General features: G+C 72.3%; 8 protein-coding genes. 7 read left to right on the plus strand and 1 reads right to left on the minus strand.

Annotated features, from left to right (window positions below; all coding sequences use genetic code 11):
• Nucleotides 1-12 precede the first annotated feature (12 nt).
• Nucleotides 13-2,496, plus strand: coding sequence for an ABC transporter permease (locus KF823_05405; GenBank protein MBX3725335.1), 2,484 nt, complete (start codon nucleotides 13-15; stop codon nucleotides 2,494-2,496).
• Nucleotides 2,497-2,765: 269 nt separating this feature from the next.
• Entirely contained in the window at nucleotides 2,766-4,646 is a 1,881-nt protein-coding gene (locus KF823_05410) for a hypothetical protein (protein MBX3725336.1), read from the plus strand.
• 610 nt (nucleotides 4,647-5,256) lie between these two features.
• Here the strand turns inward: KF823_05410 and KF823_05415 are convergent.
• Nucleotides 5,257-5,442 (minus strand): hypothetical protein, encoded by a 186-nt coding sequence (locus tag KF823_05415; GenBank protein MBX3725337.1) that lies wholly within the window; start codon nucleotides 5,440-5,442, stop codon nucleotides 5,257-5,259.
• 266 nt (nucleotides 5,443-5,708) lie between these two features.
• Here KF823_05415 and KF823_05420 point away from each other — a divergent pair, with 266 nt between their 5' ends.
• From KF823_05420 to KF823_05440, 5 genes are all read left to right on the plus strand, one after another.
• The gene (locus KF823_05420) at nucleotides 5,709-8,117 is read left to right on the plus strand and encodes an ABC transporter permease (protein ID MBX3725338.1); all 2,409 of its coding nucleotides are present in this window, start codon (nucleotides 5,709-5,711) and stop codon (nucleotides 8,115-8,117) included.
• Between the two features lie 152 nt (nucleotides 8,118-8,269).
• Nucleotides 8,270-8,587, plus strand: coding sequence for a hypothetical protein (locus tag KF823_05425; protein ID MBX3725339.1), 318 nt, complete (start codon nucleotides 8,270-8,272; stop codon nucleotides 8,585-8,587).
• Nucleotides 8,588-9,154: 567 nt separating this feature from the next.
• Complete coding sequence (locus tag KF823_05430) at nucleotides 9,155-11,554, plus strand: ABC transporter permease (GenBank protein ID MBX3725340.1); 2,400 nt, start codon at nucleotides 9,155-9,157, stop codon at nucleotides 11,552-11,554.
• A gap of 57 nt (nucleotides 11,555-11,611) precedes the next feature.
• Entirely contained in the window at nucleotides 11,612-14,053 is a 2,442-nt protein-coding gene (locus KF823_05435; GenBank protein MBX3725341.1) for an ABC transporter permease, read from the plus strand.
• Between the two features lie 8 nt (nucleotides 14,054-14,061).
• Nucleotides 14,062-16,464, plus strand: coding sequence for an ABC transporter permease (locus KF823_05440; protein MBX3725342.1), 2,403 nt, complete (start codon nucleotides 14,062-14,064; stop codon nucleotides 16,462-16,464).
• Nucleotides 16,465-16,521: the final 57 nt, after the last annotated feature.

Raw genomic sequence — 16,521 nt, forward strand, 5'->3', positions numbered from 1 at the left:
GGAGCCGATGCCATGACCGATACCTTCCGCCAGGACCTGCGCTACAGCCTGCGCAGCCTGTTCGCGCGGCCGGGCTTCCTCATCGCCGCGGTGCTGACGCTGGCGCTGGGCATCGGCGCCAATACGGCGATCTTCAGCGTCGTCAACGGCCTGCTGCTGCAGCCGCTGCCCTATGCGGACGGCGAGCGGCTGGTGCTGGTGCACAATGCGTATCCGCGCATGGGCCTGGACTACGCGGGCACCTCCATCCCGGACTACTTCGACCGCCGCGAGCAGGCGCAGGCACTGGAAGATCTCGCTCTGTACACCGGCGAAAGCCTGAACCTGGCCGCCGAGGGCACGCCGCAGCGCCTGGTCGGCCTGCGCGCCACCGCCTCGCTGTTCAGCACGCTGCAGGCCAGTCCCCAGCTCGGCCGGGTGTTCGACGCCGAGGCCGAGACGCCCGGGCAGGATCGCGTCGTGGTGCTCAGCCACGACCTGTGGCGCAGCCAGTTCGCTGGCGATCCGGGCGTGCTGGGTCGCGATATCCGCCTCAACGGCGAGGCCTACCGGGTGATCGGGGTGATGCCGGCCGACTTCGTGTTCCCCAACCGCAACACCCAGTTGTGGCTGCCGTTCGCGACCACGCCGCAGCAGCGCAGCGACGACGAGCGCGGCAACGAGTACTCCGAGTCGATCGGCCGCCTGGCGCCCGGCGCCAGCATCGCCCAGCTGGAGTCGCAGCTGCAGGCGATCGTCTCGCGCACCGCCGACCGCGTGGCTGGCTCCGGCGACCCGCGCGGGCCCGGCTTCGCGCAGTTCCTGCGCGACGGCGGCTTCATGGGTCGCGCCGTGCCGTTGCGCGAGCAGTGGGTTGGCGATGTCCGGCCGGTGCTGTGGCTGCTGCAGGCGGTGGTCGGCTTCGTGCTGCTGATCGCCTGCGCGAACGTCGCCAACCTGATGCTGACGCGGGTCAGCGGCCGCCAGAAGGAGCTGTCGGTGCGCAGCGCCCTGGGCGCCAGCCGCGCGCGCATCGTCCGGCAACTGCTCATCGAGGCGGTGTTGCTGGCCCTGGCCGGCGCCGTCGCCGGGGTCGCCGTGGCGATGGCCTGCCTGCAGCTGCTCGACTCGATCAACCTGGCCCAGAGCCCGCTGCGTGCGGCGATCGGCATCGACACCCCGGTGCTGGTCTTCACCCTGCTGCTGTCGGTGGCCACCGGGCTGGTGTTCGGCCTGGTGCCGGCATTCGCCCAGCGATCGGGGCGGGCCTTCGAGGCGCTCAAGGAAGGCGGCCGCGGCAACACCGGCGGCCGCGGCGCGCGCGCCACCCGCGACGTGCTGGTGGTGGTGCAGATCGCTCTGTGCGTGACCCTGCTGGTCGGTGCCGGCTTGCTGGTCAAGAGCTTCCAGCGCCTGCAGGACGAAAGTCCCGGCTTCCAGCGCGACGGTCTGATCACGGTGCGCCTGGATCTGCCGGCCGGCAAGTACCCGGACGACGCCGCCATCGTGCGCTTCCACGAACGGGCGCTGGCCGAGCTGCGCGCCATCCCCGGCGTCACCCTGGCCGGCTACACCAGCAACCTGCCGTTCGGGCAGAGCACCTGGCAGAGCTCCTACGTGGTCGAAGGCCGCGACCAGGCCGCCGGCGAGGCGAATCCGCACGGTTTCGCGCGGATCGCCGATCAGGCCTTCTTCCGTGCCTTGGAGATCCCCCTGCTGGCCGGGCGTTACTTCACCGACGCCGACGTCGAGGGCGCACCGCGCGCGGTCATCGTCGACGAGCTGCTGGCCCGCAAGTACTTCCCGGACGGCGCGATCGGCCGGCGCATCCGCAGCACGGGCAGCGAGGAGGAGAGTCCGTGGTGGACCATCGTCGGCGTGGTCGGCACGGTCAAGCACGGCAACCTGGCCGCGGAGATGACCAAGGAGGCCTACTACTTCCCGTTCGGGCAGTTCCCGTTCAACCGCTTCGGCAACCGGGGCGGCTTTTACGTGGTCAAGACCGGCCTGGCTACCGGCGGCCTGGTCGAGCCGATCCGCCAGGCGGTGCTGCGCGTCGATCCGGAACAACCGGTCTACGACATCCGCACGCTGGACGAGCGCATTGCGCTGTCGCTGCAGGGACGGCGGGCGCCGATGCTGCTCCTGCTGCTGTTCGCCGGGGTCGCGCTGGCGCTGTCGGCGATCGGCATCTACGGCGTGCTCGCCTATTCGGTGGCGCAGCGTACTGGCGAACTCGGCGTGCGCCTGGCGATCGGCGCGCAGCGCGGCGACGTGGTGCGCATGGTGCTGGGGCAGGGCGGGCGCATCGCGGCGGTGGGCCTGGCCGTCGGCCTCGCCGGCGCGCTGGCCCTGGGCGGCTTCCTCAACGCGCAGCTGTTCGGCGTCTCTCGCTTCGACCCCGCCACCTTCGTGGCGGTGGTCCTGGTCCTGGCGGCGGTCGCGCTGCTCGCCTGCTGGTTGCCGGCACGCCGCGCCGCCCGCGTCGACCCGATGGTGGCGTTGCGGCACGAGTAGGGGCGGGACTGGGGACCGGGGACCGGGGACCAGGGACCAGGGACCGGAGCCGGAACTGGGACACGGACGCGGGACGCGGGACGTGGACACGACTCCCGAAACCCGATCGCCATGCGCTATACCCCACGCCCCAAGCGTACCGTCCCTGGTCCCCGGTCCCCGGTCCCCGGTCCCCGGTCCCGAATCGATGGCGTGTTTTTCGTGGATTCCGCGCTGGGAGGATCGGAGCCCGACATGGGCGATCCGATCCCCTCCCAGGAGTTCCCGAGATGTCCCAGCAAGTCCTCCTCGCCCGCCGTGGGTCGTGTTTTCGCCGACCAGGCCTGGCCGCCCTCGCGCTGTCCGCCCTGCTGCCCGCCTTGCCGGCCCTGGCCACGACCTACTCAGTGGGCTCCGGTCCCGCCTGCACCCACCTCACCCTGCTTTCCGCGATCAATGCCGCGGTCGCCGATGCCTCGCCCGGCCCGCATCTGATCAAGATCGACGCCGGCAACCGCCTGATCAGCAACTACGAGATCGTCAATCCCGCCCAGGACATCACCCTGGAGGGCGGCTACGCGGTCTGCACCGATCCGGCACCGGCGACCGGGCAGCGCAGCACCCTGGACGCCGGGGGCGCGTCCGGCACGCGGGTGTTCCGGATCGCCAACGACAACGGCAACCCGCGGCGCACCATCCGCCTGCGCAACCTGACCATCACCGGCGGCCTCAATCCGTCCACCCAGCTCGGCTGGGGCGGCGGCATCCATGCGCAGGGACGCCTGAGCCTGATCCTGGACGCCGAGACCCGTGTCGATGAGAACAGCGCCAGCAACGGCGGCGGCATCGCCCTGTTCAACATCACCGCCAACCCGGACCAGTTCACCCGGCTTCGGGTGGCCGGCGGCTCGCGGATCTGCCTGAACTCGGCCACGGGACCGGGAAGCAACGGCAATGGCGGCGGCATCCACGCTCTCGGCGGAACCGAGGTGACGATGTGGCGGGGACGCGTCTGTAGCAACCAGGCACGCCGCCACGGTGGCGGCCTGTTCATGGGTTCGCAGAACGACCGGCTGGTGTTCGACCCGCTCGGCAGCGAGGTGGCCGAATTCTCCGGCAACAGCGCTGGCGGTGCCGCATTCTCGGCCAGCGAGGGCTTCGGTGGCGCCATCTACGGCTTCCGCGCGGACATCGCGTACGGATCCGGGTCCACCCAGGCGACCCTGCGTTCGGTGGAGCTGCTCGGCAACAGCGCGAACTTCGGCGGCGCCCTGTACCTGGAGGGCAGCGCGAACGCCGCCGATCCGTTCACCGCCGCCGAGCTGCGCAACGCGGCGATCAGCGGCAACGATGCGCGTGCGCGCGGCGGCGCGGTCTATCTGCGCAACGCCGTCGATCTGCGCCTCGTCAAGTTCGGTGCCGGCAGCTGCACCTTGTTCGGCCAGCCCTGGCCCTGCGTCGACCTGTTCAACAACACGGCCTTCAACGAGTCTTTCAGCAACACCTTCGGCGCCGGCGGTTTCGCCTTCCTGGAGCAGGCGACCGGCGCGCCCCGGCCGGCCCTGCGCGTGGCCGGCGCGATGTTCGACAACAACGCCGATCCGAACGGCACCGCGGCCGTGGTCGATGCCCGCGGCGAATCCTCGGTGCGCATCCTGCGCAGCGTGTTCCGCGGCAACTCCGCCGGCGGTTCGGCCAGCTTCCGGACCCTGGTCGAGGCGCGCACCAGTTTCCTGTTCGCCTACAACACCGTACTCAACAACCCGGTCACGCACCTGCTGATCGTCAACGGCGCGGCGAACTCGGTGCGCACGACCGGCAGCATCCTGCACTCGCCAGGTGCCAGCCTGATCAGCGGCGGCGGCACCATGGTGCACGACGAGTGCCTGCTGGCGCACACCGACGTCGGCGTGCCGCCCGGCGTCAAGGTGGTCGCCTCGCCACGACTGGCCCCGGGCTTCGCGCCGCGGCCGCAGTCCGCGGCCATCGACACCTGCGACTTCGGCATCGCGGACAACTTCTGGCCCGCGGACCTGGACGGCTACGGCCAGCCGGCCCCGGTCGACATCGCCAGCATCGCCAACCAGCCCTGGGGGGGTTGGGATCTCGGCGCCATCGAGCAGCGCGACGTGCTGTTCTACGGCGGCTTCGGCACCCGCCCGAACCATTGATCGGGGTAGGGCACGCACCTGCCGGTGCGACCTGATTGGCGTCGTGTCTCAGCCCAGGATCGGGGACCGAGGACCAGGACTCGGTGTTCGGTGAGCGGAGTGTGCTGTGCTCCCCTCTCCGACCGGGGGAGAGGGCCGGCACTTGCCATGATCTGCATCGTTGCCGGCCCGGCGGCGCGCGCTGGGCCGGGCAGCCCTCTCCCCCGCCCCTCCCCCGCAGGCGGGGGAGGGGAGAAGTGCGGTGCCGCGGCCGGTCCGGGACCTGGGACCCGGGAATCGGGAATCGGGAATCGGGAATCGGGAATCGGGAATCGGGAATCGGGAATCGGGAATCGGGAATCGGGAATCGGGATCTGGGGTGCCCGATTTGAAGCGTGCTCTGCTCCCCTCTCCCTCTGGGAGAGGGGCCGGGGGAGAGGGTCGGGGCTGGCCATGATCTGCATCGTTGCCGGCCCGGCGGCGCGCGCTGGGCCGGGCAGCCCTCTCCCCCGCCCCTGCCCCGCAGGCGGGGGAGGGGAGAAGTGCGGTGCCGTCGCACCGGCGACACGTGGCCTGGCATTGGGCTGAGACACGACGCTGATCAGGTCGGCGCGACGGGTGCGTGCCCACTTCACTTGACTGAATCCGGCGCGATCCGGGTATTGGCCACCTCGCCGCAGGGGCCGATCGCGACATCGACCGCCGAGGCGCCCACCAATCGACTGGCAGGGGAGTTGCCCTGTGCTGCCGCATGCGCGCAGCACAGGGCAGCCAGCAGGGCTGTGCTCGACAGGGAAGGCATGCGAACCGGTTTCACGGTCATCCTCCTAGGGCGGGCGGGCCAGGGACAATGCCGCCGGCATTTCTTGGGCTCGGGGATTCGGACAGGTCATAGCCGAGCCTTCCGGGGCGGATCAGGCCGGGATCGGCGGTGATCGCTTCCGGTCGGGGCGTCCGGGAGCGGACGCCGGCTGCGCCGCGTGCGTTCGCGGGCGATGGCCGGGACGCGCCACTTTCCAGACCTGGCATCCTGCTTGCAGCGGGGCACCTGGTATCAGACCCGCCCGCCGACAGGAGCAGTCCATGGCAATCGATGCGTTCAGGCAGGCCGGACGGCGACTGCGAGCCCGGCCGGCGCACGCGATCCTGGCCCTGCTGACGCTCTCCCTTGGTCTGGCTGCGACGCTGTTCCTGTTCGGCGGGCTGAACAGCATGGTGCTGCGTCCCCTGCCATTTCCCGATGCAGGGCGCCTGGTGCAGGTGGGCTGGCAGTCGCCCGGCAGCGACGAGCTGGACAGCCTTTCGGCGGCCGACTACGCCCGGATCGACGGCATGCTGGCGGGGCTCGAGGCGGCCGGCGTCGATGCCGGCGCGGCCACGGTCACCCTCGGGCAAGGTGACGACTTCCGCCGCTACCACGGCACTCTGGTCGATCACGGACTGTTGTCCCTGCTGGCGGTTCGCCCCTTGCTCGGACGTGTCTTCACGTCCGCGGACGACGCGCCGGGGGCAGCCCTGACGGTCCTGGTTTCCGAGCGGGTCTGGCGGAACGACTTCCAGGGCCGGGCCGACCTGCCGGGCGCGGTGGTCAGGGCCAACGGCGAGACCGCCACCGTGATCGGCGTACTGCCGGACAGCTTCGGCTTTCCGGGCGGCCAGGACGTATGGTTGCCGCGCCGCCTTGCGCCCGAGGACCCCCTGGCGGTGTTCGTGACCGGACGCATCGCGCCGGATGCCTCACTCGAGATCGTCAACCTGGGTCTGGCGGCGTTGCAGCAGCGGCTGGAACCGGAGTTCCAGCGCAGCGAGCCCGGGCGCAGGCTGGCCGCCGTGCCGCTTGCCCACCGGTTCGTCGATCGCACCACGCGCAGCCTGCTGTGGGCCATGTTCGTGGCCGGCCTGCTGGTGCTGCTGCTGACCTGCGCCAACGTGGCCAACCTGCAAGTCGGTCAGGTGATCGGACGGCAGCACGAACTGGCGATCTGCGGGGCACTGGGCGCGCAGCGCAACCGCCTGCTGGCCGAGCTGATGGCCGAGGCCCTGTTGCTGACCATTGCAGCCACGGTGCTGGGCGGCCTGCTCGCCCACCTCGGCGGCATCTGGGTGATGGCGGACATGCTGGCCAACGACAGCCTGCCGGCCTGGTACGTGGACCTGAGCTATGACTGGCGGGACGTGGCCTTCATGGCCGCCGTCGCGCTCGCCACCACAATCCTGGCTGGCTTGGTGCCGGCCCGACGCGCGGCCGGCACCCCTGCCGCACAAGCCCTGCGTGCCGGCGACCGTGGCAGCCGCGGTGGACTGTTCTCGGGACTGACGCGCGGCCTGGTCGTTTTCGAGATCGCGCTGACCGTGGTCCTGCTGGTCGGCGCGGCGCTGTTCCTGCGCACCTTGATGATTCTGGGCACGTTCTCCCAGGGCGGCCTGACCGACCCGGCACAGGTGCTCACCGCGCGCATTGGCCTGTTTCCGGACCGCTACCCGGACGCCACCGACCGCCTCGCCGTATTCGAGCGGCTGCAAGGACGCCTGGCGGGTGAACCGGGCGTGCTGGCGGCAAGCGTCGCCACCGGCATCCCGGGGTCCTCCGGCCAGGGCGGGGAGTGGCTGGCGGTGCCTGGCCGGCCGCGGCCCGCCGAGGGGCACCTGCGCGTCGAGCAGGCGCGCATCGATCCGACTTTCGCGGACGTCTACGGTCTGCGACTGCGCGAGGGGCGCTTCGTGGATGCCGGCGACCGCGCCGACACGGCGTTGGTGGCGGTCATCGACGAGCGCATCGCCGACCGCCTGTTCCCGGGCGAATCGGCCCTGGGCCGGTCCGTGCAGGTCGATCCGGAGGGCGATGCGCCCCAGACCTACCTCGTGGTTGGCGTGGTCGAACCGGTGCATCTGCGCCCAGTGGATGCCAGTCCGCGTCCGGCGGTGCTGTTGCCCTTGAGCCAGGCGCCACCGCGCTTCGTCACGCTGGCGGTCCGGACCTCGGGTGATGCCGCCCTGTTCGCCCCGCGGTTGGCGGCGGTGCTGCGCGAGGTCGAGCCCGAGGCGCCGCCCTACTGGGTACGCAGCCAGGCGGATGCGATCGGTGCCGGTCGCGCGGGCATCGACCTGGTCACGCGGATCTTCACGGTGGTTGGACTGCTGGCCCTGGTACTGGCAGCCACCGGTCTGTACGGCGTGCTCGCCTTCTCGGTCGCCCGGCGCGCCCGTGAACTCGGTATCCGTCGGGCGCTGGGTGCCGGTGCAGCGGCGACGGTGCGCCCCGTGGTGGTCGGCACCGGCGCGCAGGTACTGCTCGGCCTAGTGCTGGGCCTGCTTGCTGCGGTGCCTTGGGCTGCGCTCCTGGCCGGTCTCGGCGTGGCCGGCGGGCGTCAGGATCCGCGCCTGTTCGTCTGGGTTGCCGGCTTGGTCGTGCTGGTTGCTGCCGCAGCGGCCGCGGCGCCACTGCGCCGCGCCTTGCGTGTAGATCCGATGGTCGCCTTGCGTCAGGACTGAACGACTTCGGGTGCCGACGTCCGGAACCGGACGCGGCGCTCGCACGCAAGCCGTTCAGCACTGGCCACTGCTGGCTTGGCCCGTCCCTTGCAAGACAGTCTCCAGACGCCGGTCCAGGAACGCCTTCCGAGAAGGCGGTCGGCCTGTACGGCGTGCTGGCGTTCTCGGTCACCCAGCGGATCCGCGAGATCGGCATCCGTCGCTCCCTGGGTGCCGGCGTGCCGGGCGTCGTCGCCCTGGTCGCGCGCCGCACCGGCTGGCAGGTCGCCGCCGGGCTGGCGCTGGGCCTTGCCCTGGCGGTGCCCTGGGCCACGGCGCTGGCCAGCCCCGTGCTGACCGGCGGCCGGGCGCAGCCGATGCTGTTCCTGGCCGCAGCGGCGGTCGTGGTCCTGGTGGCGCTGCTGGCCAGCCTGGTGCCGATGCGCCGGGCCCTGCGGGTCGATCCGGTGGTCGCCCTGCGTCACGACTGATCGCCCGGCAGCAGGGTCCGCCCGCTGTGTCGGAATCGTCCCAGAGGCCTCCTGTGATGAACACGGTGGGCGTTCTGGTCGCCGGACTCCGCAAGGCCCGGCCCGGCGCGCTGCGTCGTACCGACTTCCGGCGGTGGCGACACCGACCCTGGCGCTGGGCCGCCATCCGGCGCGGTTGCGGCGCCGACGTGGGGTTCCCGGATATCGCACCAGGGGCGGGCACGCAGGTCAGGCCTCTCGTCCCGCGTCAGCCCCCAGGCATCCCGAGAAGGGCGAAGTTCGCGACCCACGCTGCAATCGCTGGAATCCCCGGCGAGGGTACCGGGGTCTGCGCCGCCGCCTACGGGCAGGTGCCGGCAGTCGCCCGCCAGGAGGCGCCGCGCCCAGCGCACCGATCATCTCTCGAGTGCACCGGAACTGGACGTCGGCGCCCGAATACGTCCGGATACGGACGCGAATCGATCGCCCAAGCCATTGAGACAACGGGTGCCAAGGGTTGGCCCGTGGCTTGCAACAGGGATCGCCACCGGGCCATCGCCGGTCCCAGGTCGCAGGGAGCCCCAGATCATGACCGAACTCCGCAACGCATGGCGCCGACTGCAGTCGCGTCCCGGCTATGCCGCCCTGTCGATGACTGTGCTCGGCATGGGCCTGGGGGCCATGTTGTTCCTGTTGACCGCGGTCAACGGCCTGATCCTCAGACCGCTGCCGTTCCCCGACGGCGAGCGCCTGGTGACCATCGGCTTCCAGCGCGAGGGCAACAGCAACGTCGGGTCGATGTCCAGCGCGGACTTCGTCCGGCTGGCGCCCGAGCTGCGCAGCTACGAGTCGATCGGCGGCTACAGCCAGATGACCATCGTGCTCGGCCTGGAGGGCGGCCCCAAGCGCTATGAAGGCGCCGCGCTGAGCCAGCAGATGCTGCCGATGCTGGGCGCCCAGCCGGTGCTGGGGCGGATGTTCACGGCCGAGGACGAGCGCCCGGGATCGCCGCCGGTGCTGCTGCTCGGCCACGATGTCTGGCGCGATGATTTCGGGGCCGACCCGGCGGTGGTAGGTCGTGCGGTGCGGGTCAACGGGCAGGGCGGCATCGTTGCCGGAGTGATGGCGGCCGACTTCGGCTTCCCTCAGCGGCAATCGGTCTGGATGGCCAAGCGCGCCTACCCCGGCTCGGACTTCTCTCACCAGATGCTGGCGAAGCTGCGCCCAGGCATCACGCTTGCCCAGGCGCGCGCCGAGCTGGATGCGATCGCCGCGAACCTCGGGCACCAGCTCGAGGGACTGGCAGGCGACAGCCGACTCGTCAACCAGCCTCTGCATTTCAGCTTCGTCGATGCCACCACCCGCGGGCTGGTCTGGATGATGTTCGCCGCCGGCCTGCTGGTGCTGCTGCTGGCCTGCGCCAACGTCGCCAACCTGCAGTTGTCGCAGGTGCTGGGCCGGCGCCGGGAACTGGCGGTGCGCAGCGCCCTGGGCGCCGGCCGCGGCCGGCTGCTGCGGGCGCTGCTGGTCGAGAGCCTGCTGCTGAGCCTGGGCGCGACGGTGATCGCGCTGGGGCTGGCGCAACTCGGTGGTCGTTGGGTCATGGACACCTTCATTGCCGCCGAAGACGGGCCTGCCTACTTCATCAGCTTCGACATCGACCTGCGCATGGCCGGCTTCGCCGCGCTGGCCGCGCTGCTCACCACCGTACTGGCCGGCCTGGTGCCGGCGCTGCGCGCCTCGCGTACCGATGTGCAGGACGCCCTGCGCGATGGCGACAAGGGCAGCTCCGGCAGCGGCTTCGCCCGGGTCGCCCGCGGCCTGGTGGTGGCGGAGATCGCCCTGACCGTGGTCCTGCTGGTCGGCGCCGGCATGTTCATCCGCGCCCTGCAGTCGGTTCTGGCCTTCGACTTCGGCACCCGCGCCGACCCGACCACGATCATGACCGGCCGGGTCGGGCTTTTCCCCGAGCAATTCCCGTCCCCGGCCGAGCAGCTGCAGTTCTTCGAGCGTGTCGCCGGGCGCCTGCGTGCCGACCCCGAGGTGGTCGCCGCAACCGTTGCGAACACCGTCCCCGGCACCAGCTCCGGCGGCTGGCGCCGCTTCGTCGCCGAAGGCGAGCCCAAGCCGGCGCAGGGCTTCGCCGGCGCGCTGATGGCGCCCGTCGATCCGCACTTCGCGGACACCTACCAGGTACGCCTCGTCGCCGGCCGCTTCTTCGACGGCCGCGACCGTCCGGACAGCGACAAGGTGGCGGTGGTCGACGCGCGCATGGCACAGGCGCTCTGGCCGGGTGTGGACCCGCTCGGCCGCCGCTTCGTGGTCGATCCGGAAACGCCGCAGGCGACCACCCTGACCGTGGTCGGCATGGTCGAGGCCATGCACCTGGAGGACGCCGACGACACCGTGTTCCCGACCTACCTGGTGCCGTTCGCGCAGCAGCCCACGCGCTTCGCCACGCTGGCCGTGCGCCTGCGCGGCGACGCCGCCGCCTTCGGGCCGAAACTGGCGGCGCACGTGCGCGCAGAGGATGCCGATACCGCGGTCTACTGGCAGCGGACCCAGCAACGGGCGATCGAGATGGGCCGGGTCGGCCCGGTGATCCTGACCCAGATATTCACAGGCGTCGGCGTGCTCGCGCTGGTGCTGTCGGCGGCAGGCCTGTATGGCGTGCTGGCGTTCGCAGTCGCGCAGCGCACCCGGGAGATCGGCATCCGGCGGGCGATCGGCGCAGGCCGGCGCGGCATCGTCGGCGTGGTCGGTGGCCGGGTGCTCTGGCAGGTGCTGCTTGGACTCGCGATCGGAGTCGCCCTGGGCCTGCCCTGGTCGCTCCTGCTGGCCACGCCGGAGATGCAAACGCGCGGCCTCGACCCGCTGGTGTTCTCGGGGGCGATCGCGGTCGTGATCGCGGTCGCCGTGGTGGCCTCGCTGGCGCCGCTGCGGCGCGCGCTGCGCGTCGACCCGATCATCGCGCTTCGCCATGAATGAACCCCACGCCCCGGCACAACCGGGGGGCGGGTCAGCCCAGTCGAACGGAGGACCTCGATGGCCCCACTGATCGCCGAACTGCGCCAGGCCTGGCGCACCACCCTGCGCCGGCCCGGCTTCCTGGCGCTGGCGGCGCTGACCCTGGCGCTGGGCATCGGCGCCAGCGTCGCCGTGGTCGCCCTCGTCGACCGGGTATTGCTGCGGCCGCTGCCCTATCCGGCGCCCGGCCAGTTGTTCGCAGCGGGGCTGTTGCAGGGCGACGGCTCGGCCAGCATCACGCCGCGCGAGTACCAGGCGATCCGGAGTCTGGACGGCATCGCCAGCAGCGGCCTGGCCTCGCACACACCCCTGCCGGTCAACCTGGCCGAGGTCGACGACCCCCAGATGGCCCGCGCCCTGTGGGTCGATGCCGGGTTCCTGGCGGCGCTGGCACCGACGATGCCGCTGGGCCGCGGCTTCGCCGCCGACGAGGACCGGCCAGGGGCCGCGCGCGCCGTGGTGATTTCGTACCGGCTGTGGCAGGCGCGCTTCGGCGGTGACCCGCAGGTGATCGGCCGCACGCTGGCGATCGAGGGCGAGGCGACGCCGGTGATCGGCGTGCTGCCTGCCGATTTCCGGTACGCGGCGCCGTTCGACCTGCTGCTGCCCCTGGCGCTGCCGGCCGCCAGCGCCGACGACGGCCGCAACTTCCTGGCGATCGTGCGCCTGGCCGACGGTGCCGGCGCGCAGGCCCTGGCCGGCCGGGTCGACCGCCGCCTCCACGAGGTCTACGCCGGCACGCCCGGCGAGCGCTGGTACGCGACCACGCGCTTCGGCCTGCGGCCGTTGTCCGGTGCCCTGAGCGCCTCGTCGCGGCCGCTGCTCCTGTTGTTCCTGGGCGGCGCCTTGTGCGTGTTGCTGCTGGCCACCGTCAACCTGGCCAACCTGATGCTGTTGCGGGCGCTGTCGCGCAGCCACGTCAACGTGATCCGCAGCGCCCTGGGCGCCTCCACGACGCGCCTGGCGATGCCACAACTGGCCGAAGGCCTGCTGGTCGCGACCGCAGGCGTCGCTGGCGGCCTGCTGCTGGCCCAGGGCGGTCTGCGCCTGGCCGAAGGCTGGATCCCACCGTCCTGGTTCGGCGGTGAGGCCGACTTGCGCCTGGGCACCGTCGCCTGGGGCTTCGCGATCGCCAGCGGCCTGCTGGTCGCGCTGCTGTCTGCCGGCCTGGGCATCTGGCGCGGCCGCAGCGGCGCTGGCAGCAGCGATCTGGTCGCCGGCGGCCGCAGCGGCCTGGGCCTGGGTGCAGGACGGCTGGCGCGCACGCTGGTGGTGACCCAGGTGGCCCTGGCAGCGCTGTTGCTGACCAGCGCCGGCCTGTTCGCGCGTTCCCTGGCGCAGTCGGCGACCGTCGACCTCGGTTACCGCATCGAGGGCCGGCTCGGCTTCGATCTGGCGCCGGTGCGTGCGCGCTTCCCCGACAGCGCCAGCAGCAAGGCGCTGGCCCAGCGCCTGCTCGAGCGCCTGCAATCGCAGCCCGGGGTGATTTCCGCGGCGGCCGGCACCAACCTGCCGATCGGCGCGCCGTTGAACTACTCCATGCAGGTGCCCGGTGGCGAGATGTTCAGCGTCGAGTTCCGGGGCATCAGCCCCGGCTTCCTGGAGGCGTTCTCGATCCCGCTGCGCGCCGGTCGCGATGTCCTGGCCAGCGACGGTCCGGGCGATGCAGCGGTGGCGCTGGTCAATGAGGCCTTCGTGCGCACGCACCTTGCGTCCGATCCGGTGGCCGGCGCGTCGTCCGCGGTGCTGGGCGGCCTGCTGGAGCTGCCCGACCCGGAGTCCGGCGCGCTGCTGCCGCTGCGCATCGTCGGCGTGGTCGGCGACACCCGCCAGCACGGCCCCGAGACGGCGCCGCCGCCGATGGTCTACCTGCCGCTGGCCCAGGTGCCCGATGGCCTGCTGCAGCTGCTGCGCGATTTCGCGCCGCTGCGCTTCGCGGTCCACGTCCAGGGCGAGCCGGCCGCTCATGCCGAGGCGATCCGGGCGGCGGTGACCGAGGTCGCGCCCGGGCAACCGATCGCCCACCTGCAGCCGCTGGCCGGACTGGTCCGGGAGAGCACCGATGGCACCCGCCTGAACCTGCTGCTGGTCGGCATCTTTGCTGCCCTGGCCGTCCTGCTTTCGGCTGTCGGCCTGTACGCAGTGGTCGCCGTCGCCAGCGCCGCCCGCCGGCGCGAGTACGGCGTGCGCAGCGCGCTGGGCGCGCGCACCGTCGGCCTGCTCGGCCTGGTGTTGGGCGACGGCCTGCGCCAGGTCCTGCTCGGCCTGGCCCTGGGCCTGGTCGCGGCGCTGGCGCTGTCCCGGGTGCTGCAGGCCTACCTTGCGGGAATCAGCGCCAGCGATCCGCTGGTTCTGCTGGCAGTGGCCGGCGTGCTGGCCACGGTGGCCCTGCTGGCCTGCCTGTGGCCGGCCCTGCGCGCCGCCCGCACCGATCCCGTCATCGCCCTGCGTCAGGAGTGAGCAAGCCCATGACCGCCGTGCTTTCCGACCTGCGCTTCGCCGCCCGTCGCCTGCGCCACAGCCCCGGCTTCGCCGCCGCCGCGGTGCTGATGCTGGCGCTGGGCATCGGCGCCAGCGTGGCGATGTACTCGGTGCTGCAGGGCGTGGTGCTGTCCGGACTGCCGTACCCGGGCGGCGAGCGCGTGGTCGCGGTCGCCGCGCACAACCCCCAGCAGGCCGACAGCTTCGCCCGCCTGAGCACCGCCGAGGCGGTGCGCCTGGCCAAGGACCCGGATGCTTTCGAGGCCTTCGGCTGGTACGACTGGGCGGGCATGACCGTGCTCGACGGCGAGCGCCCGCGCGAGGTGACGATCAACTTCGTCAGCGCCGGCTTCTTCCCGGCCCTGGGCGTGGCGCCGATGCTCGGCCGCACCTTCGAGCCTGCCGACATGGGCGACGAACAGGGCGCGGTGGTGCTGTCCTATCTGGAGTGGCAGCGCCTGACCGGCGGCAGTCGCGAGGCGGTCGGCCAGCTGATCGACACCGCCAACGAAGGCCGGTTACGGATCATCGGCGTGATGCCGCCGCAGTTCGCCTACCCGATCGCCGACGTCGGCGCCTGGCGGCCCTACCGCAATGCGCGCCTGCAGGCCGACCAGCCCGGCTACTGGAACGCCCGCTTCCTCGATGCCGTCGGCCGCTTTCCGCCCGGCATCGGCGCCGACGCCGCCCTGCAGCGCGTGCAAGCGCTGGCCGATTCGGTGCGCGAGGAGCGCGGCCAGCCCGACGCCGGCTGGCGCATCACCGCCACGCCGCTGCTGCGCGACGCGGTCGGCAGCGCACGCGAGGCGCTGTGGGCCGCCTTCGCCGTCGCCGTGCTGGTGCTGCTGATCGCCTGCGCCAACGTCGCCCTCCTGCTCGACGCCCGACAGATCGCCCGCCGCCACGAGCAGGCGGTGGCGCAGGCGATCGGCGCCACCCGTGCCCGGCTGTACCGCGTGCTGCTGCTGGAGCTGGGTCTGCTCGGCCTGGCCGGCGCCGCGCTCGGTATCGCGCTGGCGGCCCTGGTCCTGGCCGGCCTGAAGACCCTGGCCGAGGGCAGCGTGCCGCGCGCGGGCGAGATCGACCTCGACCGCGGCGTGCTGCTGTTCGCCCTGGCCATCGCCCTGGCGACGCCACTGCTGGCGGCGCTGATGGGTTCGCTGCGCCTGCGCGGCGCGCCGATCGAGGCGATGCGCAGCGGTGGCGGCAAGGGCGCGATCGCCGGCGGCAGCCGCACCCGGGCTTTGCCGGTGCTGGGCGTCGCGTTGTCGACCCTGGGCCTGGTCGCGGCGGCGGCGATGGCCGCGAGCCTGGTCCGGATCAAGGACGTCGAACCCGGCTTCGCCAGTGCCAATGTGCAGGCGCTGCAGCTTTTCCGCGGGGGTGGCCCGGCGGTCTGGACGGGCTTCGCCGGGCGGTTGCGATCCGAGCTGGCGGCATTGCCCGGTGTCGCCGGCGTGGCGGTGACCACGGCCGCGCCGCTGTCCAGCATCGGCGACCTGCAGCTGGACATGCGCGTGCCCGGCCGCGCCGAGCCCGAGCCGATCCAGGCCAGCGTGCGCCGGGTATCGGCCGGCTATCTGGACGTGCTCGGCATCCCGCTGCTGGCCGGGCGCGCGATCGCCGACAGCGACGGTGCCGGCAGCGAAAAGGTCGCCGTGGTCAGTCGCGCGCTGGCGCGGCGGGTGTTCGACGGCGCCGACCCGATCGGCCGGACGGTCGAGATTCCCCTGGGCGAGGGCGGCTTCACCGGCTACCGGATCGTCGGCGTCGCCGGCGATATCCGCAACGCCGGCCTGCGCCGCGCACCGGAGCCGGAAATCCTGGTGCCGTTCGCGCAGGCGCCCTGGGTCGGCATCACCTTCCTGGTTCGCAGCGAAGGCGCACTGCCCGGCATGGCCGCGCAGATGCGCGAGGCGATGTGGCGGATCGACCCGCTGCAGGCCGCGACCCGCGAGTTCGCGCTGGCCGACGAGCTGGCCGACGAGCTGCGCCCGGCGCGTTTCTTCGCCAGCACGGTCGGCGGCTTCGCCCTGTGCGCCCTGCTGCTGGCCGCGCTCGGCGTCTACGCGCTGGCCGCGCAGCGGCAGCAGGAGCGCCGCGCCGAGTTCGGCCTGCGCCTGGCGATCGGCGCGCAGCCGAGGCGACTGGCCCGCCAGTCGCTGGCTGCCAGCTTGCGCGGTGCCGCCGCCGGAATCGTCGTCGGTGCGGTGCTGGGCTGGGCGATGCTGGCCCTGATGCGTGCCCAGTTGCACGACTTCGGCGCCGGCTATGCCGTCTGGTTGGCGCTGGCCGCGCTGGCCATGGTCGTGTCGGTGCTCCTTGCGGCTCTGCCGCCGGCGCTGCGCAGCGCCCGCGTCGACCCGATGACTGCGCTGCGCCAGGACTAGGCGTGGCGCTGTCGCATGCCCGGGCAATGCCACCACGTGTCCCTACCTTTCCCCGCC

The sequence above is a fragment of the Lysobacterales bacterium genome (genome assembly GCA_019634735.1).
GTDB lineage: Bacteria > Pseudomonadota > Gammaproteobacteria > Xanthomonadales > UBA2363 > Pseudofulvimonas.

Bases quoted from the DNA above. Each gene is read 5' to 3' on its own strand.
- KF823_05420 (MBX3725338.1), top strand. From the start codon at position 5,709: ATGGCAATCGATGCGTTCAGGCAGGCCGGACGGCGACTGCGAGCCCGG.
- KF823_05405 (MBX3725335.1), top strand. From the start codon at position 13: ATGACCGATACCTTCCGCCAGGACCTGCGCTACAGCCTGCGCAGCCTG.
- KF823_05410 (MBX3725336.1), top strand. From the start codon at position 2,766: ATGTCCCAGCAAGTCCTCCTCGCCCGCCGTGGGTCGTGTTTTCGCCGA.
- KF823_05440 (MBX3725342.1), top strand. From the start codon at position 14,062: ATGACCGCCGTGCTTTCCGACCTGCGCTTCGCCGCCCGTCGCCTGCGC.
- KF823_05430 (MBX3725340.1), top strand. From the start codon at position 9,155: ATGACCGAACTCCGCAACGCATGGCGCCGACTGCAGTCGCGTCCCGGC.
- KF823_05435 (MBX3725341.1), top strand. From the start codon at position 11,612: ATGGCCCCACTGATCGCCGAACTGCGCCAGGCCTGGCGCACCACCCTG.